Below are 24135 nucleotides of genomic sequence, written 5' to 3'. Positions count from 1 at the left end.
CCTCGATACGAACTGGTTCAGGGCCTATAATAGCCAATATCAGTTTGAACGAAGGGTTTGATCGCCCCATCCGCCCCGCAGAAAGGCGAGCACGTGACCGAGCAACCGCAAACCGGCAACACCATATCGAACGGCTCCTCAACGGCCCCGAACCGCATCGACAAGCTGGCGATCGTGGTCGTGACCTTCAAACGTCAGGAGCTGCTCGCCAAGCTCTTCGACTCCTTTTGCGGGCTGACGCGCGCCCCGTGGCGCATCGTCATCGTCGATAACGAGAATTCCGAGCAAACCCGCCAGATGGTCGAGGACCTCGGCCGCCGCACAGACGAGCTGTGGGGCGTGGAGGGCGACGCCGCGGATACCGAGGGCGGTACGGCGCGCGTTGCGTACGCTCCGCAAAGCGACAACCTGGGTGGCGCGGGCGGTTTCTCCGCCGGCGTCAAGCGCGCATACGAACTGGGCGCCCAGTGGTTCTGGGTCATGGACGACGACGTCATGGTGGTGCCCGAGGCAATCGAGCGCCTCGAGCCCTGGGCGCACACGCATCGCGTCGTGCAGGGCTCCCGCTACGACTACGACGGCGGCCCGTTCTACTGGCAGTATCACTTCATCGTCCCGCTGGGCATCCCCAACCCCATCGCGCCGGCGGCGTTCGACGAGTCGGGCTTCCGCGCGATGAACACCATGTGCTTCGAGGGCGGCCTGTTCGCCCGCAGCGTGGTCGACGAAATCGGCTTCCCCGATCCGCGCTTCTTCATCTACTGGGACGACACGGTCTACGGCTACCTGGCCTCCAAGGTTACCGAGTCGATCGTCGTGTCCGACATCATCCTGCAGCGCAGCCGCGATATCCCCAATTGGGACATCGCCGGCGTCCGCCAGCTCAACGGAACATCGGACATGAACCGCTACCACATCATGCGCAATCGCGGCTACATGATGCAGTACTTCCGCCTGCACGGCGACTACAACCGATTCCTGTTCGGCCTGGGCACCGCCGCGACCTTCGCCAAGGAGGTCATCCGTCTCATCGCGGTCGACCACAAGTTCAAGACCGGCATGAGCGCGCTTTTCCGCGGCATGCGCGACGCGCGCAAGATCTATCGCGACAAGACCTGGGAGCCCATGCCCCCGCTCAAATAGCAGGCGCGCCACCATCGAACGAACCCATAAGCGCCATATGCGCCCGGAAGCCCACGCGGCCCGGGCGCATCTTTTTTTGGACTCCACAAGACCCACGCGTCTGTTGGGACTTTGCGTTCCCGACCGCCAGAGGGTGGAATCCCGTGGCTTCGGGTATCACAATCACGTGAGCGATCACGATATCGAATGAGGGCGCATATGGCAGACGACATCCGCATGGACAATGAGAAGCGCACGTACGAGGGGCGCGACGGCGCGGGCTACGAGGGCCGACCCGTTTCCTACCCCGCATACCCCGAGTCCGCATATCCCGGAAGCCACGCAGACAGCCCCTACTCTCCGTACGGGAGCGGCGACTCTCCCGATACGCATATCGGCGGTACGCAACCCATCCCCATCAAAAAGGGGCTGTTCGACGGCATCTCCGTGGCCCAGGCCATCGCGGCATCAGCGGCCGCTGCGACTTCCATGCTCCTCGCCTCGCGCATCGGCATTGCGGGATCGGTCATCGGCGCGGCGGTGAGCTCCATGGTCACGGTGATTTGCTCCCAGCTCTATCGCAATGCCCTCGACGCGAGCGCGCGCAAGCTCAAGGCCAAGCAGATGAGCCACGCATACGAACAGGATGCATTGAGGGGCTACGCGAGCACCGAAGGCCCGTCTGCGACAGACGAGGCCACCGCGGGGGCGCCGCGGATCCGCATCGCCCCCACCAAGCTCCAGGCGCGGGCGGCAGCCGAGCGCAGCGCCTCAAAACGCAAGGTGGCCGTCGTCTCCGCACTCATCGCCATCGCTGCGGTGGCGGCAAGCGCCGGCATCATCATGCTGACGACCTCCGGGCAGGGTCTGGGTACCAAAACGCCGAGCGTCTTCGGAAACCGTCCGGCCGACGTCCAGCCCGCGCCGGAAGCGGATATGACTGTCGACGACCCCGCCGAGACCCCGACGGCGCAGACAAATCCCGATACTCCCAGCGCTGAACCCGTAAAGCCTGAAAATGGCGCGGCCTCCGACGGAACCGCGGGAACGGGTGCCGAAGGCACCACGGGCGACACGACGGATGGAGCGCCCAGCGAGGGCGGCACTACCCAGCAGAATGGATCAGACACCGGCTCGGGCGAATCCGCCCCGGATGAGACCGACGCCGCCGGGGAGGACACAGGCGACACCTCCACGCCCGCGATTCATCAAACCCGCTAGGCATGCTCGTCGTTGGCAGACGAGCCATCCGCGCGGGATGGTACCATGGGTAGCGAACAACTACGAAAGAGACACCCATGGCAACTAAAGTCCAAGCACCACAGCTCACCCCCAACAACCGCATCTACCTTTACCAGCTGCTTTCACGAGAGCTGGGATGCGGCAAGCAGACCTTCATGCCCGCCGTCGAGGAAGCGCTCGCGGGCGACCGCATGACCGCCGACGACCTCGGATTCGAATCGACTCGCGCCCTGCTCGAAGCGCTTGAGGAGTTCGTCAAGCTGACCGTCTTCAAGGGCGGTCGCATCTACGCCACCGTTATGGTCCAGCCCGTCTGGGACGAGGCCCTCGCGGCGCTCGAATCCGGCAAGGCCAAGGACGCGGGCGGTCCGTCGAACAAGCCCTGGAAACGTAAGAAGGCCGACAAGACCCTCAAGCCGGTGAGGCCCAAGCGCGTGAAGCGACCCGAGCCCGCACCGGAGCCGGAGCAGGTTGCGAAAAGTGAGGCTGCCGAGTCGTCCGTCCTCCATGGCGTAGCCGCGCAGGCCCGCGCCGAGGAAACAGAGGCTGCTTCTGAGCACACGGACGCAGATACCTCGAACATCCCAGAGGATGCTCCGGTAACCGAGGCTGTCGAGGCCGTCGAGGTTGTCGAGGTTGTCGAAACGACCGGCATGTATGAAGAGGCGCCCCGCACGGAGCACGACGATGCGCGCGACTGCGCTGAGGAAGGCCCCCAGCCCTCCCCCGCCGTCTCTCTCACGGTCACCTACGACCCGTACAGCGGCATTGATCGCGAGACAAAGCTCGAGTCCCATCCCATCTCGCCCAAGCCCGATCAGGCGCCTCTGGAGCCCGCATGCGCCCCATCGCAGCTCGCCACGAACCAGGCGCCCCTCTCCGCGGCGCCTGCACCCCTGTCGCCCGCAGTTCTCGCCACGTATCCCACCGACTTCTCAACCGAGGTCTACCTCGCCAGCGAACTCATCGCCGACCTGTGCGAGCTGCTCCCCTACGGCACGGACGTCTTCACGCTCCTTGCCGAGGACTACGCACGCGCCCGCACCCTCGAACTCATCTCCGGCACGCGGGCCCGTGCGACTTTCCCCCTGCGCATCCAGCACGCCGACTCAATCGAGCCGATCCGCGTCACCCTCAAGAAGCGCGGGGGCACCGGCCTCCAATGGGAGCTGTCCTCCGTCGAATAGACGCGACTTCTCCAAGGCGTCCTCATCGAGCCTCGCCCATCAACGAAAAAGCGCCTCGCACCCGAACTAACGTCGGATGCGGGGCGCTTCTCATGCGGGGAACCCAGTGCGCGACAGCGCTTTGACTAATCGCGCGTGAGCTTGCGGTGGACGCGATGCGGCTTGGCGGCGTCCTCACCCAGGCGGGCGACGCGGTTCTCCTGATACTGCTCGAAGTTGCCCTCGAACCAATACCAGTTGCCGGGGTTCTCGTCGGTACCCTCCCACGCCAGGATGTGGGTGGCCACGCGGTCGAGGAACATGCGGTCGTGGGAGATGACCACGGAGCAGCCGGGGAACTCCAGCAGCGCGGACTCGAGCGCGGAAAGGGTCTCGACGTCGAGGTCGTTGGTGGGCTCGTCGAGCAACAGCAGGTTGCCGCCCTGCTTCAGGGTGAGCGCGAGGTTCAGGCGGTTGCGCTCGCCGCCGGACAGCACGCCAGCGCGTTTCTGCTGGTCCTGGCCCTTAAAGCCGAAGCTCGCCACGTAGGCGCGGCTCGGGACCTCGTTCTCGGCGACCTGCATGATGTCCAAGCCGTCGGATACGACCTCCCACAGGGTCTTGTCGGGGTCGATGCCGCCGCGCATCTGGTCCACGTAGGAAATCTTGACGGTCTCACCGATCTCCAGGTTGCCGCTGGTGAGCGGCTCCAGGCCCACGATGGTCTTGAACAGGGTGGTCTTACCCACGCCGTTGGGGCCGATCACGCCCACGATGCCATTGCGCGGCAGGGTGAAGGAGAGGTCGTCGATGAGGACGCGGCCATCGAACTCCTTGTGCAGGTGCTCGGCCACCAGGACCTTGGAGCCCAAACGCGGGCCCACGGGGATGCGGATATCGGTGTAGTCGACCTTCTGGCTGGCGCGAGCCTCGGCCTCCATCTCCTCGTAACGGGCCAGACGCGCCTTGTTCTTAGCCTGGCGTGCCTTCGGGGAGGAACGCACCCAGTCGAGCTCGGCGGCGATGCGCTTGGCCAGGCGCTCCTCGCGCTGACCCTGAGCGGCGGCGCGGGCGGCCTTGGTCTCGAGATAGGTGGAGTAGTTGCCCTTATAGGGGTAGAGGTGACCGCGGTCGACCTCGCAGATCCACTCGGCCACATGGTCGAGGAAGTAGCGGTCGTGCGTGACGGCAAGCACGGCGCCGGGGTAGTTCTTGAGGAAGTGCTCGAGCCACAGGATGGACTCAGCGTCCAGGTGGTTGGTGGGCTCGTCGAGCAGCAGCAGGTCGGGGGCCTCGAGCAGCAGCTTGCACAGGGCCACGCGGCGGCGCTCACCGCCGGAGAGCACGTTCACCGGCATATCGGAATCGGGCAGCTGGAGGGCGTCCATGGCCTGGCCGAGCTTGGAGTCGATATCCCAGCCGTCAGCGGTGTCGATCTCGTCCTGCAGGCGGCCCATCTCGGCCATGAGGGCGTCCATGTCGCAATCGGGGTCGCACATCTCCACCGAGATCTGGTTGAAGCGCTCGACCTTGGCGATCATGTCGGCAAAAGCGAGTCGAACGTTCTCGATGACGGTCTTGTCCTCATCCAGCGGCGGCTCCTGCTGCAGGATGCCCACCGTGTAACCAGGGGTGAGACGGGCATCGCCGTTGGAGACCTCCTCGAGGCCGGCCATGATCTTGAGCAGCGTGGACTTGCCCATGCCGTTGGGGCCCACGACGCCGATCTTGGCACCGGGATAGAAAGACAGGGTCACGTCGTCGAGGATGACCTTGTCGCCATGCGCCTTACGCGCCTGATACATCTGGTAGATGAACTCTGCCATAGCCAATTCAACCTTTCTGAGCTGGGAGAGTGCGGAATTGCTAAACAGTGGGGAACAAAAACCCGTTTATTCGGAACTATTGTCGCATGAAACGTCCGCCCGTACCGAGACAATCGGTGTGGGCGCTTCCGGTCCTGAATTCCATCAGAAATCACGCCAATCCCCATCGAAATGCAACGGAAGTCACGTTTCGCATTCCAAAATCGTGACTTCCGTTGCACCTCGGGTGCCGGACGAAAGACGCCATCGCAGGCGGGTTGCTACAATACCTGCCGAGAACGCATCCAATCACTCACGAGGAGCACCCATGGAAACGATGAAGGACCGCCTGCGCGTCATGCTCGGCGACGAACGGCTCTCCCGTCTCGAAGACGCCCGTGTGCTCGTGTTCGGCTGCGGCGGCGTGGGCTCAAGCTGCATCGAGGCGCTCGCGCGCGGCGGCATCGGGACGCTCGCCATCGTGGACAAGGACGTAGTCGCCCCCTCCAACATCAATCGCCAGGCCATCGCATTCGAGAGCACCGTGGGCAAACGCAAGGTCGACGTCATGGCCGCCATGATCGCCGACATCAACCCGAGCTGCCGCGTCTTCGCGCACGACGCCTTCGTACTCGCCGAGAACCTCGTAGAGCTGTACGAGGCCTGCCTCGAGGAGACGGGCGGCCACATCGACTACGTGGTCGATGCCATCGATACCGTTTCCACCAAGCTCGCCCTCGCCGCCCTGGCCCAAGAGCGCGGCTTTGAGCTCATCAGCTCCATGGGTGGCGCCAAGAAGATCCACCCCGAGTGCCTGCGCATCGCCGACGTGCACAAGACGGTCAACTGCTCCCTTGCGCGCATCATGCGCAAGGAATGCCGCAAGCGCGGCATCCGCCATCTGCGCGTCCTCTACTCCTGCGAAGAGCCCGTGCGCATCGCCGCCGCCCCGGGGGCAGCGCGCTCGGAGCGCACCGACTTGGGCACTGCGAGCTTCATGCCGCCCATCATGGGCCAGATGATCGCGGGCGAGGTCCTGCTCCACATCTCCGGCCTGGGAGAGGGCGACGATGTCTCCGCCGCACTCGCCATGCACGATGCGGCGCAAAAAGGGCAGCTAGCGGGCAAGCGGGGCGGGCGCGCGTGAACGGGCCGACGCGCCCATGGCGACTCGTGGACATGCACTGCCACCTCGACCGCATGACGAACGCGGACAAGGTGGCCGAACGTGCCCTCGAGCTGGACGTCGCCGTCCTGTGCACGACGGTCGGACCCGATGACGCACAAGGCGCCCAGGCCACGTTCGCCAGCTACCCAAACGTGCGCGTCGCCGCGGGTCTGCATCCCTGGTGGGTCGCCGACGGGGCCAAGGGTGAACGGCAAGGCGCCCGAGCAGCCGAGATGGCTGCCTCGTGGAATCTTGTCGGCGAGGTCGGCCTCGACCTCTCCCCTGCTCATGCGGGCACGCGAAACGCCCAACTCTCCGCCTTCGACCGCATCGTCTCCGCCTGCGCGGGCCACCCACGCGAGGGGCGCGTGCTGTCCATCCACGCCGTGCACGCCGCATCCGAGGCGCTCGACATCCTCGAGCGCCACCGTCTTCCCGGCAATGCCACCTGCATCTTCCATTGGTTCTCGGGAACCTCCGCGGATTTCGACCGCCTCCGCCGGCTTGGATGCCATATCTCCGTAAGCGAGCGCATGCTCGCCTCCAAACGGGGACGCGAGTACGCGCGGCAGATGCCCCTCGATCGGCTCCACCTCGAGACCGACGCCCCACCGCGCCTCGATGAGGCCTATCCCGCCGAGGAGCTTGAGCGTTCCCTCTCGCGCTCGCTCGATGCGCTCGCGCGGATTCGCGGCACGAAACGCGAAGAGCTCGCCGCGCATATCGCGCAGACGAGTTCCCGGCTTCTGAGCATGTGACGCCGCGGGCGCCTAGTGCTTCTCGATTCCCATGTAACGGCGCATCGACGGGTCATGGTCGAACACCTTTCCGCGGGCGGCGCGCAGCTCCACGTTCATCGCGTAGAACAAGATCGGATCGAGATAAGCTCGAACCCCCTCGGGCACCCGGTCCATGCCGTACTCAATCGCGTCGAGCACCATGAACGTGTTCGTGTGGGTCTTCAGGAACACCAGGGCGCGCTCGTCCATGGCACGGCACTCGCTCGAGCCCATCTGGAGGAAATAGAACACGCCGGGCTCGGTGCACTCGAACGGCCCGTGGAAGTACTCCGCCGAATGGATGTAGGCGCAGTCGTGCCACTGCATCTCCTGCAGCGAGCAGATGGCGAAGCCGTAGGCCTGCGAGAAGTTGGGGCCGGAACCCAAGATGTAGAGGAACGGATGCTCCTGGCACAGGGCCGCGAAGCGCTCCCCCAGCTCCTCGTTCACCTCGATGCGTGCGGCGGGCAGGATCTGATCCATCACGGCGACGCCCTCGTACAGCTCGTTGAGGTCGGAATAGCCCTCTTGCTGGTCGAGCAGCTCGCCGGCGAGAAGCAGGGTTATGCCCGCGGAGACCTTGAGCTGCGAGACGTCGTCGCTCCAGGGGTACACCCACGAGGTCCACAGGTCCAAGTCGATGCCCGAACCATCCTGATTGGTGAATGTGATAACCGCCGCACCGGCCTCGTGCGCGATCTTGCACGACCGGATGACCTCGGGCGCGTTCCCGGAATGACTGCATGCGACGACCATGGGGCGCTCACCCAGTCGCTTGGGGCGCATGATGTCGAATTCGCGCGCGGTGTAGGCGTCGGAGCTGAACGTAGTCCCCTCGCGCTGCGTTAGGGCGTGGGCGGGCAGCAAATCGATGAGCGACCCCGTAGGCGATCCAGAACACGCTGTCGATGGAGCCCTTTTTCTCGAGAATGTCTGCAATCAGGTCGCGTGCGTTCACATGCGCCCCTTCCATACCGAGGATGTCGATGGTGCCCTTGCGACTCCCGCCTTGATATTCCAACAGCACAGCGATGGACCCACTCCAATTCAATATTGGTATGAAATGTCTATGATGTTTCGGTATCGAAAACCGTGCGCTGTGGTGAGGTGCGCCCGAAACAAAAACCCGCCCAAGGTGTGGGGCGGGTTTCGACGAGAAAAACGGGGGCCCGATCACGGACCCCCGCCTCCAAGCGGACCTTAGTAGTCGAACTGGTGGTAGTAACGACGGTACTTGAGGTTGTGCTTGGTGACCATCTCGTAGTTGCGGGCGAGGCGGTCGGTGGTGAGCACGGAGAGGATCCACGGGGACACGATGACGCGGAAGTCGTCGTCCAGGCCGGGGATGCCGTACTCGGCGGTGTCGATGATGACATAGTCCTCATCACCGGTCACACCGCTGGTGAGGAAGGCACGAACACGCTCGTCGAGGGCACGGCACTCGTCCTCGCCCATGAACAGGAACACGGGGACGCCGGGCTCGAGGAGCTCCAGGGTGCCGTGGAAGAAGTCGTGAGAGGTGATGTGGCGGATGCGCTTCCACTGCATCTCCTCGAGCAGACACATGGAGTAGAGGATGGTCTCGCCCCAGAGCGCACCGGAACCGATGAACATGGTGTAGTCGGCCAGAGCATACTTGCGAGCGAGCTCCTCGGCCTTGGGCTCGAAGCGCTTGCGGATGTCGAGCATGTCCTTCCAGATGTCCTTGGTCTGCTCGATGAACAGGTCGAACTTGGGGAAGCAGCCGCGACGGTTGAGGAGGCGCAGGCCGAAGCAGTCGGCGAGGTAGTAGCCCTTCTCGCAGCCGCCGGCACCGTGGTCGGAAGCCATCATGACGCAGTTCTCAGCGCCCACGGCCTGGCCGATCTTGCCCTCGGGGTTGGTCATCGCGTACACGCGGACGCCCATCTCCTTCATCTTGCCGATGGCCTCGAGGACCTCGGGGGTGGTGCCGGACTCGGAGGCGGTCAGCACGACCGACTTCTCGGTCATGCGCTTGTGACCCATGACGTTCCACTCGGCGGCGTGGATGAGGTACACCTCGAGGTCCTTGTCGCCGAACTTATTCATGAGGTACTCGAGCTGCATGAACTCATCCCAAGTGCCGCCGACGCCCATGAGGAACACGGCGTCGTAGCCCTCCTCGTGCACGCGGTCGGCCAGGGCGGTCATCTTCTTGCCGGCCTCGTAGACGTTCCTGCCGTCCTCGAGGTAACCTTCCTGGTCGAAGTTCATGATCTCGATCTTCTCGGTCTCCTTCATTGCGAGCTCCCTTCGTCGCCGCGGTGGTCTCTCATATCCAAGTAGAGAGTTTTTAGTACCACTATTGATTACATCTTAGCGGTTTTTAAAACCATTTGTTAAGCCATATGTGATTTGCGGTGAACGGTCATATCTTCTCCGTAAACGGTTTTCACGCAGGTAAATCGGGGTGGGAATAAACGCAAAACGCCGCGGAGCCGACAATCCGACCCTGCGGCGAGACAAATCTCCCCGTCAAAAGGGATTGAGAGCAATGCGCGCAACGGCGAGATGCCCTTACGGCATCCCGATGGGTGCAAAGCCCTAATACTGGTAGGTATAGCCCCCGTGCTTTGCGGGTGTGAGCGCGTAGGCATGCTCGATGGCACGGCCCTCGGCGTCGAAACTCACGCATTCGAGCGACAAGGCGAGACTCCCCGGCTCGACCTGGAGCAAACCGGCGTCTCGAGCGGAAAGCGCGACCACGTCGAGCTTCTCCTGGGCCAGGGCGACAGGCCGGCCGCACATCTCGTACGTTTCGTACAGGCTGAAGACAGACACGTCGACATCTTCGATGCCGGGGAACAGACATACGGGAATAAGGGTCTGCTCGAGGGAGACCGGAGCGCCGTCGACGCTGTTGAGACGTCGAATCGAATAGAGGCGCTCATCCTCGCTCACATCGAAGAGCTCTGCGTACAGGGGGCCTGCGGGACGCATCGACTTGGAGAGCTGCCTGACGGACACCTCCTCGCTCGCGGCACCTGCGGTCGAGCGGAATCCGCTCACGCGCGAATCACCCGCAACGGAACCTTTCGCTACATAGGCGCCCTTGCCCTGGACACGGCGGATCATCCCCTCTCGCACCAGGCCGTCGATGGCGCTGCGCACCGTCAACCGCGTGGTGTTGAATTCCGCTGCCAGTTCGTGCTCGGAGGGGATGGCAGAACCCGGAAGATACACGCCATCGACGATGCGCCGTTGAATGGCGCTCCGAATCTGAAGGTACCGCGGTGCGTTGTCGCCGGGATCGGGAAGCGCATTGAAACGAGAAGCGTCGACGAGGCTCAAATCACCACGCATCGACGCGTTGTGGCCTACCAAGTGAGCCATGAGCTCTTCACCCCCTGCGGCGTTTCACCGTTCTTACAGCCGTTGCTCGCGAACCGATATCGACTCGGTACGTACACCGCCTTGAGGTATTCCACGGGCTCCCCCGTCACCATGCGCTCCAGAGCCTGGACGAAAAACACCGGATCCCCCTCGTCCATATCAAGGAACTGGGCCTCGTCTCGCATCGCGCGGGCGATTGACACGCGCTCGACGCCATGGCCCACACGCACGCCATGCTCGATCGCGAGCACATCGTAGAGGCTCTCGCGCGAAAAATCGTGCGCCTCGATACCGGGGCATAGGGAGCCGTTGATGTACGAGGTCTCGAGGGCGACCGGGGTGTCGTCGGCAAGGCGGACGCGACGCACCTCGAATACGGGCGCGCCGACGGACAGGTCAATCTTACGCGCCAGCGTCTCATCGGCCTCGATGAGCCTCGAATCGATCAGGCGGGCGCCGGGCGTGCGCCCCACGCGGCGCACGGCATCGGAGAAACTGCGCGTTTCCTGGAAGATGCTGATGGGCTTGGACGGAAGCACGTACGTACCGGAACCCCGACGACTCTCGAGCACGTGCATCGAGATGAGCTGCGTGATGGCCGCACGCAGCGCGGTGCGGGACACGCCGAGGCGTTCGGAGAGCACCCGCTCGGAGGGGAGCTTGTCTCCACCGGCGAGGTGCGCCTCGCGGATGTAGCACCGAATGCCCTCCTGGGCGCGGTCTTTGGGCGGAATGCCCATATGCTCGTCTGCCATGCAGCCGCTCCTTCTCATTTCGTCCCGTCGCGCAATCACGCCGGCCGCACCACGGGCCTACAGCTCCGAAGCGGCCTCAAGCAGATCGGGGATGGCATCGATGATGCGGTCTGCCGCCTCCTGGGTGAACCCAAAGCGATCCTCGCGCTTGGCGAAGACCGTGAGGCCGGCGGCCTTGCCGGCGGTGATACCCGGAACGGAGTCCTCCACGCAACAGCAATCCCCGGCAGGCAGGCCCAAGTTCTCAAGCGTGTGCAGGTAGATCTCGGGGTTCGGCTTGCTCTCATGGAACTGCTCGCCGCTCGTCACCAACTCGAACGCGTCGGACAGGCCGCAGGCCTCGAGCACCAGCAGGATATTGGACATCGGCGAAGACGAGGCGAGCGCCACGCGGACGCCGCAGCGCTTAAGCTCGGCGATCGTCTCCACAACGCCATGGTTGAGCAACGCGGCGAAATCGGGCTGGTTGCGCTCCTCCCACACGTTATACCGCGCGAGAGCCTCCTCCTCCGCGAGATGCTCGCCGCCGAGCTCGAACCAGCGGACCAAGTTGCGCTTGAAATCCTTGTAGGAGGCGCCGACGGTGACGCACAGGTCCTCGAACGGGACCTCGATGCCCTCGGCTTCGAATAACCTTGCAAGGGTGTCCAGATAAAACTTCTCGGTGTCGACGATCACACCGTCCATGTCGAAAATGACGGCAGCGAAAGGGAAGTCGGTTTGTGCCATGGGGTGGCTCTCCTGTCTGATCGATAGGGATGACGCGCCCCCTCGCCCACAGGCGCGATAGCGGGCGCGAATATGCGCATCAGTCTGATTGTACGAGGTATCCAAATCGGTTGCCAGGTTAATCGTCACCGTCGTAGTTGACGAAACTGTCCGTCTTCGCGGCGGCGATCGCCTTGAAACGCTTGAGCAGCGGGTGCTGCTTGCTGCTGCCGAGCGCGCTGCTCGCAAGATGGCTCACCAGTTGGACGAACGGCAGGTACGCGAAAGCGGCGAGCTCGGGGGAGGGCAGCTCGGGAGCAACGAGAACGTTGGCATCGGAGGCCAACCACTCGGGGGCCTCGTCGCACGCGCCCGCGCTCGTGAGAAGGAACGCCGCATCGCTCACCTCGCGAGCGGCGCGGTATATCAGACGTGTGCGCTCGCGGGTCGCATCGGGGGCATCGTAGAAGAACAGCGTGTAACCAGGTGTGAGCTGCAAGTTGGGGCCGTGGATGAACTCCTCGACCTCATAGGCAGGACTCGGGACGTGCACGGTCTCCCCCACCTTGAGGGCGCTCTCGAGCGCCACGCCACGGGCGCCATCTGCGGCGACGCTGTAGCTCAGGCGCATGGAGGTCAGCGCCTTCTCATGGCGCTCGAAGAACGGATAGGTCGACGCGCGCACGGCGTCGAGGACGTCCACGGCGCGCCCGAGCTCCGGCAGGCGATCGAGACGGCCGCCCAGGCGACAGGCGAACATCATGAGGAAAAGGGCGAGCGTGCTCACTCCCTTGGTCACATAACCCACGAGCTCCACACCCGCACCCCAATCGACCATGAGGTCGGCATGCTCGCGCGCATCGGCCTCCACGTCCCCGGTGAGGCAGACGGCCCGAGCACCTTGGGCCCGTATGGCATCGAGCGCCGCCAGGGCATTGGTGGAAAGGCCGCTTTGCGTCACCACGAGCAGCAGCTCGTCGGGATCGACTTCGCGCTCGTAATAGGAGAAGCGGTGCGGGGTCACCACGCGCACATCAACGCAGGGCAGACAGGCGCTCATGAACGGATGCGCGCACTGGCAAGCGTTATAGGACGACCCGGATGCCACCAGCCTGATGCGCCTCGGCATGCGATCGCCGCAAAGCCCCATGAGCGGGTCGGTAAGCTCCTCGAATCGAGCCAGGTTGTCGCGCAGCACGACGGGAGACTCGTCGACGTAGTCGCCCATCGTCCACACGCGCTCTTCAACAGCGGTCATAGCTACCTCCAAATTCCAAAGTCCAAAGGGGGCGTCTCCCACCGACACGGCGATCGGCGCGAGCCCCCTCTCATGCGAAAAGGGCGCCCGTCACGCCATGCGCATAATCGACGCAGGCATGGCGGACGCCACAAATTGGCTTGTGTCGACGGAGCGACCTACACGCCGAGGATGCCGAAGAAGGAGCCGACCAGGCCGATGACGACGAGTGCGACGAGCAGCGTGGTGGTCTTGACGTTCTTCTTGCTCACGAGCCAGTACATGAGCAGGGTGAAGGCGAGCGGGAGCAGGCCGGGCATGATCGTGTTGCAGATATCGCCGAGCGTGGTCGCAGTCTCGCCAGAGCCGATGACGAGCGGAACGGTAATGGCGACGTTCTCGGCGGTCATACCGCCGATGACCATGAGGCCGAGGACGGACGCGCCGTAGGTCAGGATGTCCATGAGGCCGGACTCCTGCACCTTCGCCAAGAAACCGCTACCGAGCTTGTAGCCGGCGTGCATGAGGTAGAAGCGCAGGCCCTGTGCGGGGATGTTGAAGAGCAGCAGGAACAGCAGCGGGCCGAGAATGTTGCCCTGAGCAGCCAGGCTCACACCGACGCCCGTGGCGATGATTCGCAGGGTGCCCCAGATGAAGGAGTCGCCGATGCCGGCCAGCGGGCCCATGAGGGAAACCTTGACGTTGTTGATGGACTCGGTCTCGAAATCGGGATCGGAGGCGTTCTGTTCCTCCATGGCGGCCGTGATGCCCAAGATCAGCGTGGACATGTGCGGCGTGGTGTTGAAGAACTCGAGGTGACGCTGCATGGCGGCGACCTGGTCGTCCTTATTGGGATACAGCTTCTTGATCACCGGGAGCATGGAGTAGCAGAAGGCCATGTTCATCTGGCGCTCGTAGTTCCAGTCCCACTCCATGCCGAGGGAGCGGATGGCGACCCTGTTGAGGTCCTGCTTGGTGAGCTTGCGCTCGTCTGCGGTCTGGACCGCGGCGTCATTAGAAGTCGTCGTCATCGTCCATACCTCCTTCGGTGGCCAGGGCGGAACGGGAGTTCAGCTGCTGCTGGATCTGCGAGAGGACCACGGCGACAACCGCGCCGAAGATCGCAATACCGGTGGTGGGGATACCCAGATAGGTGGACAGCGCGAAGCCGGCGAAGAAGAAGCAGGCGACCTTCTTGTTCATGATCATCTTAAGCAGCAGAGCGAAACCGATGGCAGGCAGCAGGCCCATGGTGATCTGCAGGCCGTTGGAAACCCACTCGGGAATCATGTCGAGCAGAGCCTGAACCGCGGGGCCGCCGGCATAGAAGCCGAGGGCGACGCACAGGCCGATGATCAGGTTGACGCCGAAGAAGCCACCGAGGAAATGCATGCGGGCAACGCCGGCGAGATCGCCCTTGGCGGCATAGTCGTCGGCCTTGTGGACGAACGGCGGGAGGATGAAGACCATACCGACGTTCTTGACGATGAGGACCAGCGAAGCCACCGGAATGCCGATGGTGAGCGCGGTCTCGAGGCCGGAGCCGGTCGAGATGGTGAAGGCGGTACCGAGGACGGTGCCGGAGATCATCTCGGGCGGGATGCTCGCGCCGATGGAGAACGAACCCATGAAGGCAAGCTCGAGCGTGGCGCCGAGAGTGACGCCCGTCGGGATGTCACCCATGACGATGCCGGTGAGCGCTCCCATCACCAGCGGGCGGGACAGGCAACTGGTACCGAGCAGGTACTCAGCGTTGCCGAGCATGGCGACGAGGCCCAACAGAATAGCTTGGACGATCATCTGTGCTCCTTTCTGCATATCTCAAGAGGCGGCCCCTCGCCACCCCTTTGTGCACGATGTGCATGGGACTCGCGATTTTGCGCGCGACACACCCGCCCATGCTCAGATGGGCCATTCGCGTTCGGCTGTCGGGGTGTCCTTGGCTCGTCAGTCGAGTCGGAAGCCGGGGCGCCCGTTTGGCGGGTTGCGTACATGCGCGCCGGGCGCCCCGAACGAAAAACGCTACAAGGCGCGCTCCACCTTGACGGCAGAGTCATCGGGGACCATCTGGATCTCGACGTCGACGCCCTCCGAGACGAGCGCGCGGAGCGTCTCCTCCTCCTCGGGGGTAACGTTCATGGCCTTCGAAATGGCGCGGGTGCCCGCCGTGGCCTTCGTGCCGCCCAGGTTGAGGTGCTCGATACCGCACTCGCGGCACAGACGTGCGGCGTCGGCGATGGACTCGACCACGATGAACAGCTTGTACTTGTCGGTCTTGCCGCTGTTGATGGCGGCGATGGAATCGTCGACCGTCTTGATGACGAGCTTGGTGTCGGCCGGCTTGGCGAGCTTGATGGCACTCTTGCGCAGGGCGTCGCCGGGGACGGCGTCGTTGGCGACGAGGATGCAATCGACATCCAGGGCGCTCTTCCACGAGACGGCCACCTGGCCGTGGAGCAGACGGTGGTCAACGCGGAGCATCTTGATCATGATGTGTTTCCTTTCATCCCTGCCGCACGGGGCGGCACAGCCGATGTCCTTAGGATAGCCGGAGTGGGCCGCTGACGGGCCGCGGGCAGCTAGAAGTCCTCGTCCTCTTCCTCCTCGACGGGCGCGCCACCGAAGGCCACGGTGACGCCCTCGCGCGCCGCATCGAGCACGCGGTGGGCGGCGTCGGCGTCCAGCCCCTCGCGGGCGGTGAGCGCGATCTCGAGCGCCATGCCCATGGTGAGGCCGGAGAAGATCACGACGTTCGGAAGCTCGGTGAGGCGGAAGAGAGCGTTGTGGACGCTGCCGCCCTTGATGTCGCACATGATGATGAACTGCTCTTCGGTCGCGGCGATGCGCTCGCGCAGCTCCTCGTAATAGTCGTTGGGGTTCTGGCCGAACTCGAGGCTATAGGTCTCGATACCATCGGCTGCGCCACCGGCGACCATATGCAGGGAGTCAAGCATGCCCTTGGACAGCCCCCCGTGCGTCGCGATGATGATCTGTGCCATCCTGCATTCCCCCTCATCCACATGATTTGCTTGATGTGAGTCCTATTATAGGCAGGGCATTACCTGTCATATCCTGTTATATCAATCGTTCTGCAAACGGCTTGTTTCTCGCGGTGAATGGTTTTTCTTAATCCTTGCTTGTATATAACAGGTTAGGATGACTGCGGTATATATGCGCATATGCGGCGGTGCGAGGTCGCCCGCCCACATACACGCCGATTCGGACGCCATCCGCACGAGCGCCTTTAGATGCGAAAGGTGTAGCGCGTGCCCACGATATGTTGTTTTCCCAGGTACATGGGCGATCCATCCGTATCGAAATATCGACCGGCCAAGCAAAAGAGGGGCTCTCCCGCAGGAACATCCAAATAGGGTGCCATGTCGGCCGGGGCCTTCTCGAGATCGAGATCGCACGGCTCGTTGAGCGTCGGCTCACCGTGCCCGTTCGATACGATGATGTCGTACAGCGATGTGTCCTCGTAATCGGCATCGAGGAGGAACCCATACGTTCCGACCGGGAAATAGTTCTCCTCGATCATGATGGGTGTGCGGTCCGCCGTGCGGATGCGCACCAAGCGCAGCAAGCGCCCCTCGGACCCAAAGCCAAAGAAATCGCGCTCCTCCTCGAGTCCCTCGACCTCCTCGAGGGAGACGAGATGCGCGCCGGCGCTCTGGGAGTTGCTCGCGCATGCCTCGGTGAAGCTCTGGACATCGTTGTTCTGGGTGAACTTGGCGCGGATCTTTGTCGGACGGCGCATGGACGGGATGCGCTCGCCCACATACGTCCCCTTACCCGGGCACTTCACGAGATAGCCGTCATCGGCGAGCTCCTGTAGGGCACGGCGGATGGTGATGCGGCTCACACCGTACAGGCCGTTGAGCTTGTCCTCGGATGGGATGCGTTCGCCCGGGGCGAACGATCCGTCCTCTATCTGGCTCTTGAGTAGCTCGCGCAGCTGAGCGTACAGGGGCGTCGACGAACCTTCGTCGAGTGTGTGCGTCATCGCCGACCGCCTCCTGTATTGATACGTCTTATACCGTCATATCTGACGGTACCACAACCGCTCCCCCGCGACGGCACCTCAACCTAAAAACTCGGCGAGCGCGAGGGCGATGCCATCCTCGTTGTTGGACGCGGTCACCATATCGGCAGCCGCCTTGGCCTCGTCCACGGCGTTGCCCATCGCGACCCCCGTGCCCGCCCAGCGAAGCATGGACACGTCATTTTGACCATCGCCGAATGCGATGACCTCGGATGCATCGATGCCAAGCTTGGGCAGCGCGCCGGCAAGCGCCCGCCCCTTGTCGATACCGGGCGCCATGAACTCGAAATAGAAATCAGCGGTGAACATGCCAGACAGCTCATCCGTGAACGGTCCGTACATGGCGCGCCAATGTTGCTGCAGATACTCGGGCTCCGACGCGCACAGCAGCTTGTCCTGGGGCGTCCCGCACACCTCGAGCAGGTCGTCGACCTCGTGAAGCTCGAGGTCGCACATACGACGCTCGTATTCGACGATGTCGAACGGCTCGCCGCGATACGTGATGACATGCCTCGATCCGCGCTCGACGTACAGGCGCGCACCCTGCGTGATCCACGGGATGACATCGAAAGAGCGAACATGCTCCACGAGGGAGCGCATGACATCCACCTCGATGGGCTGATCATAGAGGACCTCGTCGGTCCCCGCATCCACCACGTGCGCCCCGTTGAAGGAGACGAGCAGGCCGCCATGCGCCTCCAACCCGAGCTCCGAAGCGATGGCGCGAAGGCCCTGGACCGGCCGGCCCGAGGAGAGGATGAGCCGCACGCCGGAGCGCTGCGCGGCGAGCAGCGCCTCCCTCGTGCGCGCGGTCACAACCTTCTCGTCGTTCGTGAGCGTTCCGTCTATGTCGAGCGCGATCGCCTTAATGGCCATATGTACGTCCTTTCAAATGGAGGTTTTCCACAAACATAATACCCCGCCGCAGCAAACAGTGACCGAACGAGAAAGCCTCTCGAAACGTGAAAAGGGCGAGCCACATGGGCTCGCCCTTACATGGGGGTCATCGATATCTAAAAGATTCCAAAACCACAACCAGCGATGCAGACGGCAAAGATGCCGAAAATGATCCAGATCGTCTTGACGTTTCTCTTATAGAGCCACAGGCAGATGAACGTCGCGGCCATCGGAAGGATACCGAGGAAAATGTCATCGAAGATCGCCTGAAGCGCCACTTCTGATTCCCCAAAGGTGAAGACGAGAGAGGTGTTGAGCGACACCATCGTCGCAATCATCGCGCCCACCACCGTCATGCCCAGAACGCCCGCGGCATCGGTCAGTTTGTTCATCAAATTGCTCTGTGCGGACTGCTCGAGGAACTTGGTGCCCAGATTGTAACCAAGATGCGCGGACACGATACGCGTCAGGACGTTCACGACCGTGTAGATCAAAGCGTAGATGATCGGCCCCAATGGGTTGCCCGTCGCCGCCAGGCCGATACCTATGCCGGCCGCCACCACTCGGAACGTTCCCCAATAAAACGAGTCTCCGATACCCGACAACGGCCCCATCAAGCCCACCTTGACTGCATTCACCGAAGATATGTCGAAGGAGGGATCTCTCGCTGCCTGTTCCTCCATAGAGACCGACAGGCCGGCAACGAAGGGCAGCACATGCGGGGTCATGTTGAAGAACTCGGTGTGACGATCGAGCGCGCGATAGAAGTCTTCATCGTCGGGATAGATCTTGCGCAGGGGCTTTTCGAGCGTGTACATAAAGCCGTAGGCCATCATCTTGTCATACGACTGAGAGCACTGGCTGGTGAACTGCCTAAAGAACATGCTCCGATACACATCGGGGGTCATCAGGGTTCCAGTCTCCTCCCCCGATTCCTGGGCAGCCTGACGCTTTTCAACTTCGTCATGATTCATTTCGAAACCCGCCATTAGAAATCATCCTCCTCAGCGAGGGTATCCGACTGACCAGAAGGCCCCTGATTGAACATGAGCAATACGGCGACGCACGCGGCGAGCGCTGCAATGCTGATGACATCCATGCCCAGGTACATCACGAGAATGAAGCCGATGAACAGATACGGCAAGAGCTTATTGTTCGACATCGTGCGAATGAGCAGGGCGAAACCAACGCATGCAAGGACACCGGAGGCGACGTTCAGGCCGTTCATGACGAACTGGGGAATGCTCGAAAGAGCACCGTTGATGAGGTCGGCTCCGAAATACAGCGAACAAAAGACCAGAAGGGCGGAAGGGATTCCTATTGCCAGCGGGACAATGGTCAAATGATAGAGGTTCGCCTTGGCAAGATCGCGATTCGCGAGTGCGGCATCGATTTTCCTGCTGGCATAAGCTCCCGGGACGGCATAACAAAAGTTGCGCCAAACCTGGAGAAACACGGAGACGGGGAGCGCGAGGGCGACCGCGGCGGCGGTTCCCGTGCCGGTAATCACGGCAAACGCGCATCCAAGCACCCCAGATGCATATACCTCGGGGGGCACGGCGGCACCCACCATAACCGAACCCATGAACATGGATTCAAGTGCGGCGCCAACCATGACAGCAGAGGGGATATCGCCCAGAATAATTCCGACGAACAGACTCGTGAAAAGCGGACGACCGAGCATGGTGATGCCGAACAGCTGCTCGTCGAGCGACGCGACAAGCGCAACCAAGGCAATCAAAAGATACTGCACAACCATTGCAGGCCACTTTCTCTGAAATGCCCAGGCGAGGTGCATCGATTAAATCCCCCGCCCGGGCAAGCAACATGTTGGAAACTCGCGCCTAGTAGTTCATCTGGTGATAATAGCGGCGAGTGGTGAGCGGGTGGTTGCGCACGTGCTCGAGATGACAGCTCAAGCGCTCGGTGATGGTGTAGATCACAAGCGGGGACACAATCTTGCGGAACTCGGGATCGCTGAACGGAAGCTCAACCTCGGCGGTATCGAACTTATTCACGCGCACCTGAACGCCCTTCTCGTCGGCGAGCATGTGGGTGAAGTTGTCGACGCGATCCATCAGCTTACGGGTATCGTCCTCGCCATACAGCATGATCAAGCTCGTGCCCTCCTCGCACAGCTCGATGGTTCCGTGGAAGAACTCGGCGGCATGAATGGACTTGGTCTTGATCCACTGCATCTCCTCGAGGATGCACATGGCGTAATCATAAGCCTCACCCCAAAGCATTCCGGAGCCAATGACCATGTGATAGTCAAGGTCCTTAAAGTCGTTGGCCATGATGGCGCAGCGATCGTCCTGGGCCTCCTTCGCCTTGAGCAGATAGGGGGCAATCTGGCCGAACTCCTCCATAAACGTGTCGTACTTCGGGAAGGCGCCGGCGTTCTTGAGGAATCGGGCAACGAGGGCGATCTGATAGGAGTAGATCGCCTCGCACAGCACGTCGTCCTCCGCGAAGCTGAAGAACTTGTAGTCAGCGTACTCGGTGGCAGGGGTCCCATCATTGGAGACATACATCATCGTGCGGGCGCCCTGCTCTTGGCAGAACTTTGCCGCCTCGATGATTTCGGGGGTCGTACCGGTGCGAGTGGAGAAGACGCAAACCGAGTCCTTGCCAAAAGCCTTGGGCGGGCAGGCGAGGAATTCTGCGGCGATCTCGCAGTGCACATCGATATCGGCGGTGGTGGTATCGATCCAATACTTCATCGGGAGCGTGTGCGCCCAAGTCCCGCCGCAGCCAATGAAGAAGATGTTGGAGTAACCCTTTTCGCAAATCTCATCGACCGCTTTCTCGATCTGCGGACGCAATGCGAGAGCGTCCCCAACGACCTTGGCATAACGGGGTTCGTCGAAGTTGAACATGGCAATTCCTCCTTGGCTCGTGCCTTCCGTTCGAATCCCCCACTTCACTTCCTTCCAGTGGGTTCTTCGTTGTGTTTATAGTACGTTTTATAACATTATGTGTCTAGGAATATTTCTTTCTTTCCCGTGAACGGTATAAAAGCAATCAGGATTTAGGTATTTTGCTGGTGTTTTATTGAGTTACTACGCTTTCGGTGAACGGTATGCTGCCTCACCCAAGACCCGGCCATCATGAGATACAAGACATATTGTCATAATAATAGAAGACCCGCGATGCATCCCCCATCCAGAATGCATCGCGGGTCAATCCTGCGCAAATTATGTAGCCCGACAACCACTCGTCCGCTTACAGCAATCTTTCAACAGGCATCTTGTCATCATCAGGGACCTGCCTGATCTCAACTTCCACGCCACGCTCCACCAGCTCGGCCAACATCTTCACATCTGCATCGGAGACTGGCGTGGTGGGCGACAGTTTGCGCGTGCACTCCTCCCTCGGTTTTGAGCCCCCGAAGTTGATGCTCTTGATTCCCTCACAGCCCTTTGCAAGCCGATAGGCATCTTCAACAGACTCCACGATGATAAACAGTCGATATTTGTCTGTGACTCCGGCGTTCAGCGCGGTGATTGCATCACTCACACTCTTGATGACCAACTTACAGCCGCTCGGCTTCGCCAGCTTGAGCGTGGCCTTGCGCATCTCATCGTGGACCACTGTGTCACTCGCGACCAGTAAACAGTCCGCGCCGATAGACTGTGTCCACGCCATGGCGACTTGCCCGTGAATGAGTCGATAGTCGATTCTGGTGAGCTTGATCATTGCAAACTTCCCTTCTCCGTTTTCGCTCTATGCGCCGAGATTCGATTGGAGTCTCGGAAGCCATCTAAAAATCCTCGTCCTCTTCCTCAGAGGAAAATAAATCGTTGCAGTACACAATACCCTCGCGCGAACGCGCGACGATGTTCTGTACATCCCCAAAATCCAGTGCATCGAGACCACAGGCAAGTTCGATGACAAGACCGAGATGCATGCCCGAAAGAAGCAGAAACTCACCTGTTGAGACCCGAGTCATGAATTCGTTGTTGATGGACCCGCCATATACATCGGTGACAACGATCCAGGCGTCCTCAGGCGAGCGCCCGCGAAACCACCTGTCGACAAGGGCGGCGGCATCCATCGATTCGGCGTCGACATAGGCGCAGAGGCTCGAAATCTTCTCAGTCGGCCCCGTGAACAGCTCAGCAGTCTCCTTCATTGCCTTTGCAAGCGGCCCGTGACTCGCAAGGAGCATTTTATTCATCTGCTCGTCTCCTAACATAACGTTATGTTTTGTATTGTTAGAAGTAGTATTGCTGTTGAAGAAATCTGGTCAATAAAAACGATCTACGCCATCGGCAAACGGCTGCAGATGGGCGGGGAGCGGCGCGTTGAGCAATCGGCGCATCCTACAAGTAAAACTTCAGTCTCTCGGTACAGTAGACCTGTCTCGAGATGAACAAGGGGTCACCGGACTGCCCGTACCAGCGATCGACAAAGAGCAGCAGCGCGGACCCTTCTTTCACGCCGAGATGTATCGCCTCGAGCTTGGTTGCATAGCACACCTCGATAGTGCGACGGTTATGCCCCAAGGCCACCTTGTGTGCATTGAGGACCTCGAAGAGCGACCCCTCAAGATTCTCGTGCTCCAAGAAGGCCAGGACGGCCCCGTAGCTATTCGTCTCAAGCATAGTGGGCTCCCCATTTACGCTACGCAAGCGCCGGCTCCGCAAAATGCTCTCATCCTCGTCGATTCCAAAGAACTTACGATCGCGAAGGTTCGGGTAGACCCACTCGAGAGAGACCAAAGCCGTAGAAGGTCGTTTTCCCGCAAGCTGACAGGAGCGTGTAAAACTCTCTCGATCGTCTGCGGCGTACATATCGCGATCCGAGGTGACGAAGGTGCCCTTCGCCCTCACGCGAACCACAACCCCCGCGTCCTCGAGCTCCTTCACCGCAGATCGAACCGTAATACGGCTCACACCAAATTGCTCCATGAGCTCGTTCTCCGTCGGAAGTTTATCTCCGGGTCCATAGACGCCTGATCTAATCTCCGAATCCAGGTGCTCAACAATCTGTCTATACAGCGGAATTGATCCGTTCTTCTTCATATTCGGGCTCCCTCTCGAACAACGACGCTCATCAGATTGGATCGCGCAAAGTCTCAACATCCACACTTAACTGACTTGCGCGATCGGAAAAGAAGTACTTGAAATAATCGCCGAGCAAAACTCGCCTAGTGAAGTGGAGGGGGGCTCCCGTTGAGGAAAAGACAGACTCACTCACCACGAATACCGACGCCGGACCTTCGATATCCAGCATTTCGAGCTCCTCACCGGTCGCAAGGGCCGACTCGAGCGTGATGACGGGCAGACAATTGTCATCGAAGTGAAATCCGGTATGCTCCTCGATCGCCTCGTACAAGGACCTGTCATCGAGGTCCTCTCTTACCAGAAAGTCGTATTCATTCGCCGGCAACCACACCTCTTCGATAACCGCCTTCACTCCATCCACAGTGCGGACGCGGTTTAAATACACCACATGAGCCCCCTCTGGCTGGCGAAGCTTGCGCGACACGAACAGCGGGGCGGGAATCTCGATATTTGACAGCACGCGCGAAGTGGTCTCAACGTCGTTCTCCGCACAGAACTGCGTGAACCCCCGAAGCAAAGTGAGATTTGAGGAGAGCTTCGGCTCGCGAACGAACACTCCCCTTCCTTGCCGGGGCGACAAAAAAGATCCCTCTTCCAACAACTCAAGTGCGCGACGCACCGTAGTGCGGCTCACCCCGAACTCTTCGCAGAGCGCCTGCTCGCTTGGGAGGGCATGAGCATCGGAAAACTCACCCGACTCCACTCGGACGCGCAACCTATCTGCAATTTGGACATACAGCGGGTCTGCGCTGTTTCGCCTCAACATATCCATCCCTCATTCATCGATCAGA

At 61.4% G+C, this 24135-nt stretch carries 25 protein-coding genes; 5 read left to right on the top strand and 20 right to left on the bottom strand.

Annotation, left to right across the window (positions count from 1 at the left end):
• The first annotated feature begins 93 nt into the window (after positions 1 to 93).
• From AOBCEHNH_RS01935 to AOBCEHNH_RS01925, 3 genes are all read left to right on the top strand, one after another.
• Complete coding sequence (locus AOBCEHNH_RS01935; RefSeq protein WP_226803191.1) at positions 94 to 1143, top strand: glycosyltransferase; 1050 nt, start codon at positions 94 to 96, stop codon at positions 1141 to 1143.
• Positions 1144 to 1341: 198 nt separating this feature from the next.
• Positions 1342 to 2343, top strand: coding sequence for a hypothetical protein (locus AOBCEHNH_RS01930; RefSeq protein ID WP_152062929.1), 1002 nt, complete (start codon positions 1342 to 1344; stop codon positions 2341 to 2343).
• Between the two features lie 77 nt (positions 2344 to 2420).
• Entirely contained in the window at positions 2421 to 3551 is a 1131-nt protein-coding gene (locus AOBCEHNH_RS01925) for a hypothetical protein (protein WP_152062928.1), read from the top strand.
• A gap of 125 nt (positions 3552 to 3676) precedes the next feature.
• Here AOBCEHNH_RS01925 and ettA read toward each other — a convergent pair whose 3' ends face one another.
• The gene (gene ettA, locus AOBCEHNH_RS01920; RefSeq protein WP_152062927.1) at positions 3677 to 5356 is read right to left on the bottom strand and encodes an energy-dependent translational throttle protein EttA; all 1680 of its coding nucleotides are present in this window, start codon (positions 5354 to 5356) and stop codon (positions 3677 to 3679) included.
• Between the two features lie 307 nt (positions 5357 to 5663).
• Here ettA and AOBCEHNH_RS01915 point away from each other — a divergent pair, with 307 nt between their 5' ends.
• Together AOBCEHNH_RS01915 and AOBCEHNH_RS01910 are read left to right on the top strand one after the other, a co-directional pair.
• Positions 5664 to 6482 carry a tRNA threonylcarbamoyladenosine dehydratase gene (locus AOBCEHNH_RS01915; protein ID WP_152062926.1) on the top strand — a complete coding sequence of 273 codons (819 nt, stop codon included), beginning with the start codon at positions 5664 to 5666 and terminating at the stop codon, positions 6480 to 6482.
• Between the two features lie 32 nt (positions 6483 to 6514).
• Positions 6515 to 7261 (top strand): TatD family hydrolase, encoded by a 747-nt coding sequence (locus AOBCEHNH_RS01910; protein ID WP_152063409.1) that lies wholly within the window; start codon positions 6515 to 6517, stop codon positions 7259 to 7261.
• 12 nt (positions 7262 to 7273) lie between these two features.
• Here the strand turns inward: AOBCEHNH_RS01910 and AOBCEHNH_RS01905 are convergent, their stop codons facing one another.
• The 19 genes from AOBCEHNH_RS01905 to AOBCEHNH_RS01815 form a co-directional block, all read right to left on the bottom strand.
• Positions 7274 to 8149 (bottom strand): SIS domain-containing protein, encoded by an 876-nt coding sequence (locus AOBCEHNH_RS01905; RefSeq protein WP_226803190.1) that lies wholly within the window; start codon positions 8147 to 8149, stop codon positions 7274 to 7276.
• A 333-nt stretch (positions 8150 to 8482) separates the two neighbouring features.
• On the bottom strand, positions 8483 to 9544 hold the full coding sequence (locus AOBCEHNH_RS01900) for an SIS domain-containing protein (RefSeq protein WP_152062925.1): 1062 nt from the start codon (positions 9542 to 9544) through the stop codon (positions 8483 to 8485).
• A 303-nt stretch (positions 9545 to 9847) separates the two neighbouring features.
• Positions 9848 to 10636 (bottom strand): GntR family transcriptional regulator, encoded by a 789-nt coding sequence (locus AOBCEHNH_RS01895; RefSeq protein WP_226803189.1) that lies wholly within the window; start codon positions 10634 to 10636, stop codon positions 9848 to 9850.
• The gene (locus tag AOBCEHNH_RS01890; protein ID WP_152062924.1) at positions 10621 to 11391 is read right to left on the bottom strand and encodes a GntR family transcriptional regulator; all 771 of its coding nucleotides are present in this window, start codon (positions 11389 to 11391) and stop codon (positions 10621 to 10623) included. Before AOBCEHNH_RS01890 ends, AOBCEHNH_RS01895 begins: the two co-directional genes overlap by 16 nt.
• A gap of 57 nt (positions 11392 to 11448) precedes the next feature.
• Positions 11449 to 12120: an HAD family hydrolase gene (locus AOBCEHNH_RS01885; protein WP_152062923.1), complete on the bottom strand. Its 672-nt coding sequence runs from the start codon at positions 12118 to 12120 to the stop codon at positions 11449 to 11451.
• Positions 12121 to 12238: 118 nt separating this feature from the next.
• A complete protein-coding gene (locus AOBCEHNH_RS01880) occupies positions 12239 to 13357 on the bottom strand; it encodes an SIS domain-containing protein (protein ID WP_152062922.1) in 1119 nt (372 codons plus the stop codon).
• 158 nt (positions 13358 to 13515) lie between these two features.
• The gene (locus AOBCEHNH_RS01875) at positions 13516 to 14367 is read right to left on the bottom strand and encodes a PTS system mannose/fructose/sorbose family transporter subunit IID (protein WP_152062921.1); all 852 of its coding nucleotides are present in this window, start codon (positions 14365 to 14367) and stop codon (positions 13516 to 13518) included.
• Positions 14351 to 15136: a PTS mannose/fructose/sorbose/N-acetylgalactosamine transporter subunit IIC gene (locus AOBCEHNH_RS01870; RefSeq protein ID WP_152062920.1), complete on the bottom strand. Its 786-nt coding sequence runs from the start codon at positions 15134 to 15136 to the stop codon at positions 14351 to 14353. The genes AOBCEHNH_RS01875 and AOBCEHNH_RS01870 overlap by 17 nt, the downstream gene beginning before the upstream one ends.
• Positions 15137 to 15358: 222 nt before the next feature.
• On the bottom strand, positions 15359 to 15826 hold the full coding sequence (locus tag AOBCEHNH_RS01865; RefSeq protein WP_152062919.1) for a PTS sugar transporter subunit IIB: 468 nt from the start codon (positions 15824 to 15826) through the stop codon (positions 15359 to 15361).
• 89 nt (positions 15827 to 15915) lie between these two features.
• Positions 15916 to 16335, bottom strand: coding sequence for a PTS sugar transporter subunit IIA (locus tag AOBCEHNH_RS01860; protein ID WP_152062918.1), 420 nt, complete (start codon positions 16333 to 16335; stop codon positions 15916 to 15918).
• 245 nt (positions 16336 to 16580) lie between these two features.
• The gene (locus AOBCEHNH_RS01855; RefSeq protein WP_152062917.1) at positions 16581 to 17339 is read right to left on the bottom strand and encodes a GntR family transcriptional regulator; all 759 of its coding nucleotides are present in this window, start codon (positions 17337 to 17339) and stop codon (positions 16581 to 16583) included.
• 78 nt (positions 17340 to 17417) lie between these two features.
• Positions 17418 to 18254, bottom strand: coding sequence for a Cof-type HAD-IIB family hydrolase (locus AOBCEHNH_RS01850; protein WP_152062916.1), 837 nt, complete (start codon positions 18252 to 18254; stop codon positions 17418 to 17420).
• A 137-nt stretch (positions 18255 to 18391) separates the two neighbouring features.
• Entirely contained in the window at positions 18392 to 19264 is an 873-nt protein-coding gene (locus AOBCEHNH_RS01845; RefSeq protein WP_226803188.1) for a PTS system mannose/fructose/sorbose family transporter subunit IID, read from the bottom strand.
• Positions 19264 to 20034 (bottom strand): PTS mannose/fructose/sorbose/N-acetylgalactosamine transporter subunit IIC, encoded by a 771-nt coding sequence (locus tag AOBCEHNH_RS01840; RefSeq protein ID WP_152062915.1) that lies wholly within the window; start codon positions 20032 to 20034, stop codon positions 19264 to 19266. Before AOBCEHNH_RS01840 ends, AOBCEHNH_RS01845 begins: the two co-directional genes overlap by 1 nt.
• A gap of 85 nt (positions 20035 to 20119) precedes the next feature.
• Entirely contained in the window at positions 20120 to 21154 is a 1035-nt protein-coding gene (locus tag AOBCEHNH_RS01835; RefSeq protein WP_152062914.1) for an SIS domain-containing protein, read from the bottom strand.
• A gap of 346 nt (positions 21155 to 21500) precedes the next feature.
• Positions 21501 to 21974: a PTS sugar transporter subunit IIB gene (locus tag AOBCEHNH_RS01830; RefSeq protein WP_152062913.1), complete on the bottom strand. Its 474-nt coding sequence runs from the start codon at positions 21972 to 21974 to the stop codon at positions 21501 to 21503.
• Between the two features lie 64 nt (positions 21975 to 22038).
• On the bottom strand, positions 22039 to 22455 hold the full coding sequence (locus tag AOBCEHNH_RS01825) for a PTS sugar transporter subunit IIA (RefSeq protein WP_193221146.1): 417 nt from the start codon (positions 22453 to 22455) through the stop codon (positions 22039 to 22041).
• A 145-nt stretch (positions 22456 to 22600) separates the two neighbouring features.
• On the bottom strand, positions 22601 to 23302 hold the full coding sequence (locus AOBCEHNH_RS01820) for a GntR family transcriptional regulator (protein ID WP_152062911.1): 702 nt from the start codon (positions 23300 to 23302) through the stop codon (positions 22601 to 22603).
• A gap of 31 nt (positions 23303 to 23333) precedes the next feature.
• The gene (locus AOBCEHNH_RS01815) at positions 23334 to 24110 is read right to left on the bottom strand and encodes a GntR family transcriptional regulator (RefSeq protein WP_193221145.1); all 777 of its coding nucleotides are present in this window, start codon (positions 24108 to 24110) and stop codon (positions 23334 to 23336) included.
• Positions 24111 to 24135 lie beyond the last annotated feature (25 nt).

The organism is Collinsella intestinalis (genome assembly GCF_902501455.1).
GTDB classification, from domain to species: domain Bacteria; phylum Actinomycetota; class Coriobacteriia; order Coriobacteriales; family Coriobacteriaceae; genus Collinsella; species Collinsella intestinalis.
This window is presented reverse-complemented; position numbering and strand designations above follow the sequence as displayed.

Coding starts and splice junctions, on each gene's coding strand:
- AOBCEHNH_RS01835 (WP_152062914.1), bottom strand. CDS start 21,154: ATGTTCAACTTCGACGAACCCCGTTATGCCAAGGTCGTTGGGGACGCT.
- AOBCEHNH_RS01815 (WP_193221145.1), bottom strand. CDS start 24,110: ATGTTGAGGCGAAACAGCGCAGACCCGCTGTATGTCCAAATTGCAGAT.
- AOBCEHNH_RS01865 (WP_152062919.1), bottom strand. CDS start 15,826: ATGATCAAGATGCTCCGCGTTGACCACCGTCTGCTCCACGGCCAGGTG.
- AOBCEHNH_RS01890 (WP_152062924.1), bottom strand. CDS start 11,391: ATGGCAGACGAGCATATGGGCATTCCGCCCAAAGACCGCGCCCAGGAG.
- AOBCEHNH_RS01895 (WP_226803189.1), bottom strand. CDS start 10,636: ATGGCTCACTTGGTAGGCCACAACGCGTCGATGCGTGGTGATTTGAGC.
- AOBCEHNH_RS01910 (WP_152063409.1), top strand. CDS start 6,515: ATGCACTGCCACCTCGACCGCATGACGAACGCGGACAAGGTGGCCGAA.
- AOBCEHNH_RS01860 (WP_152062918.1), bottom strand. CDS start 16,335: ATGGCACAGATCATCATCGCGACGCACGGGGGGCTGTCCAAGGGCATG.
- AOBCEHNH_RS01840 (WP_152062915.1), bottom strand. CDS start 20,034: ATGGTTGTGCAGTATCTTTTGATTGCCTTGGTTGCGCTTGTCGCGTCG.
- AOBCEHNH_RS01870 (WP_152062920.1), bottom strand. CDS start 15,136: ATGATCGTCCAAGCTATTCTGTTGGGCCTCGTCGCCATGCTCGGCAAC.
- AOBCEHNH_RS01925 (WP_152062928.1), top strand. CDS start 2,421: ATGGCAACTAAAGTCCAAGCACCACAGCTCACCCCCAACAACCGCATC.
- AOBCEHNH_RS01930 (WP_152062929.1), top strand. CDS start 1,342: ATGGCAGACGACATCCGCATGGACAATGAGAAGCGCACGTACGAGGGG.
- AOBCEHNH_RS01850 (WP_152062916.1), bottom strand. CDS start 18,254: ATGGCCATTAAGGCGATCGCGCTCGACATAGACGGAACGCTCACGAAC.
- AOBCEHNH_RS01845 (WP_226803188.1), bottom strand. CDS start 19,264: ATGGCGGGTTTCGAAATGAATCATGACGAAGTTGAAAAGCGTCAGGCT.
- ettA (WP_152062927.1), bottom strand. CDS start 5,356: ATGGCAGAGTTCATCTACCAGATGTATCAGGCGCGTAAGGCGCATGGC.
- AOBCEHNH_RS01880 (WP_152062922.1), bottom strand. CDS start 13,357: ATGACCGCTGTTGAAGAGCGCGTGTGGACGATGGGCGACTACGTCGAC.
- AOBCEHNH_RS01830 (WP_152062913.1), bottom strand. CDS start 21,974: ATGATCAAGCTCACCAGAATCGACTATCGACTCATTCACGGGCAAGTC.
- AOBCEHNH_RS01855 (WP_152062917.1), bottom strand. CDS start 17,339: ATGACGCACACACTCGACGAAGGTTCGTCGACGCCCCTGTACGCTCAG.
- AOBCEHNH_RS01900 (WP_152062925.1), bottom strand. CDS start 9,544: ATGAAGGAGACCGAGAAGATCGAGATCATGAACTTCGACCAGGAAGGT.
- AOBCEHNH_RS01875 (WP_152062921.1), bottom strand. CDS start 14,367: ATGACGACGACTTCTAATGACGCCGCGGTCCAGACCGCAGACGAGCGC.
- AOBCEHNH_RS01825 (WP_193221146.1), bottom strand. CDS start 22,455: ATGAATAAAATGCTCCTTGCGAGTCACGGGCCGCTTGCAAAGGCAATG.
- AOBCEHNH_RS01820 (WP_152062911.1), bottom strand. CDS start 23,302: ATGAAGAAGAACGGATCAATTCCGCTGTATAGACAGATTGTTGAGCAC.
- AOBCEHNH_RS01915 (WP_152062926.1), top strand. CDS start 5,664: ATGGAAACGATGAAGGACCGCCTGCGCGTCATGCTCGGCGACGAACGG.
- AOBCEHNH_RS01885 (WP_152062923.1), bottom strand. CDS start 12,120: ATGGCACAAACCGACTTCCCTTTCGCTGCCGTCATTTTCGACATGGAC.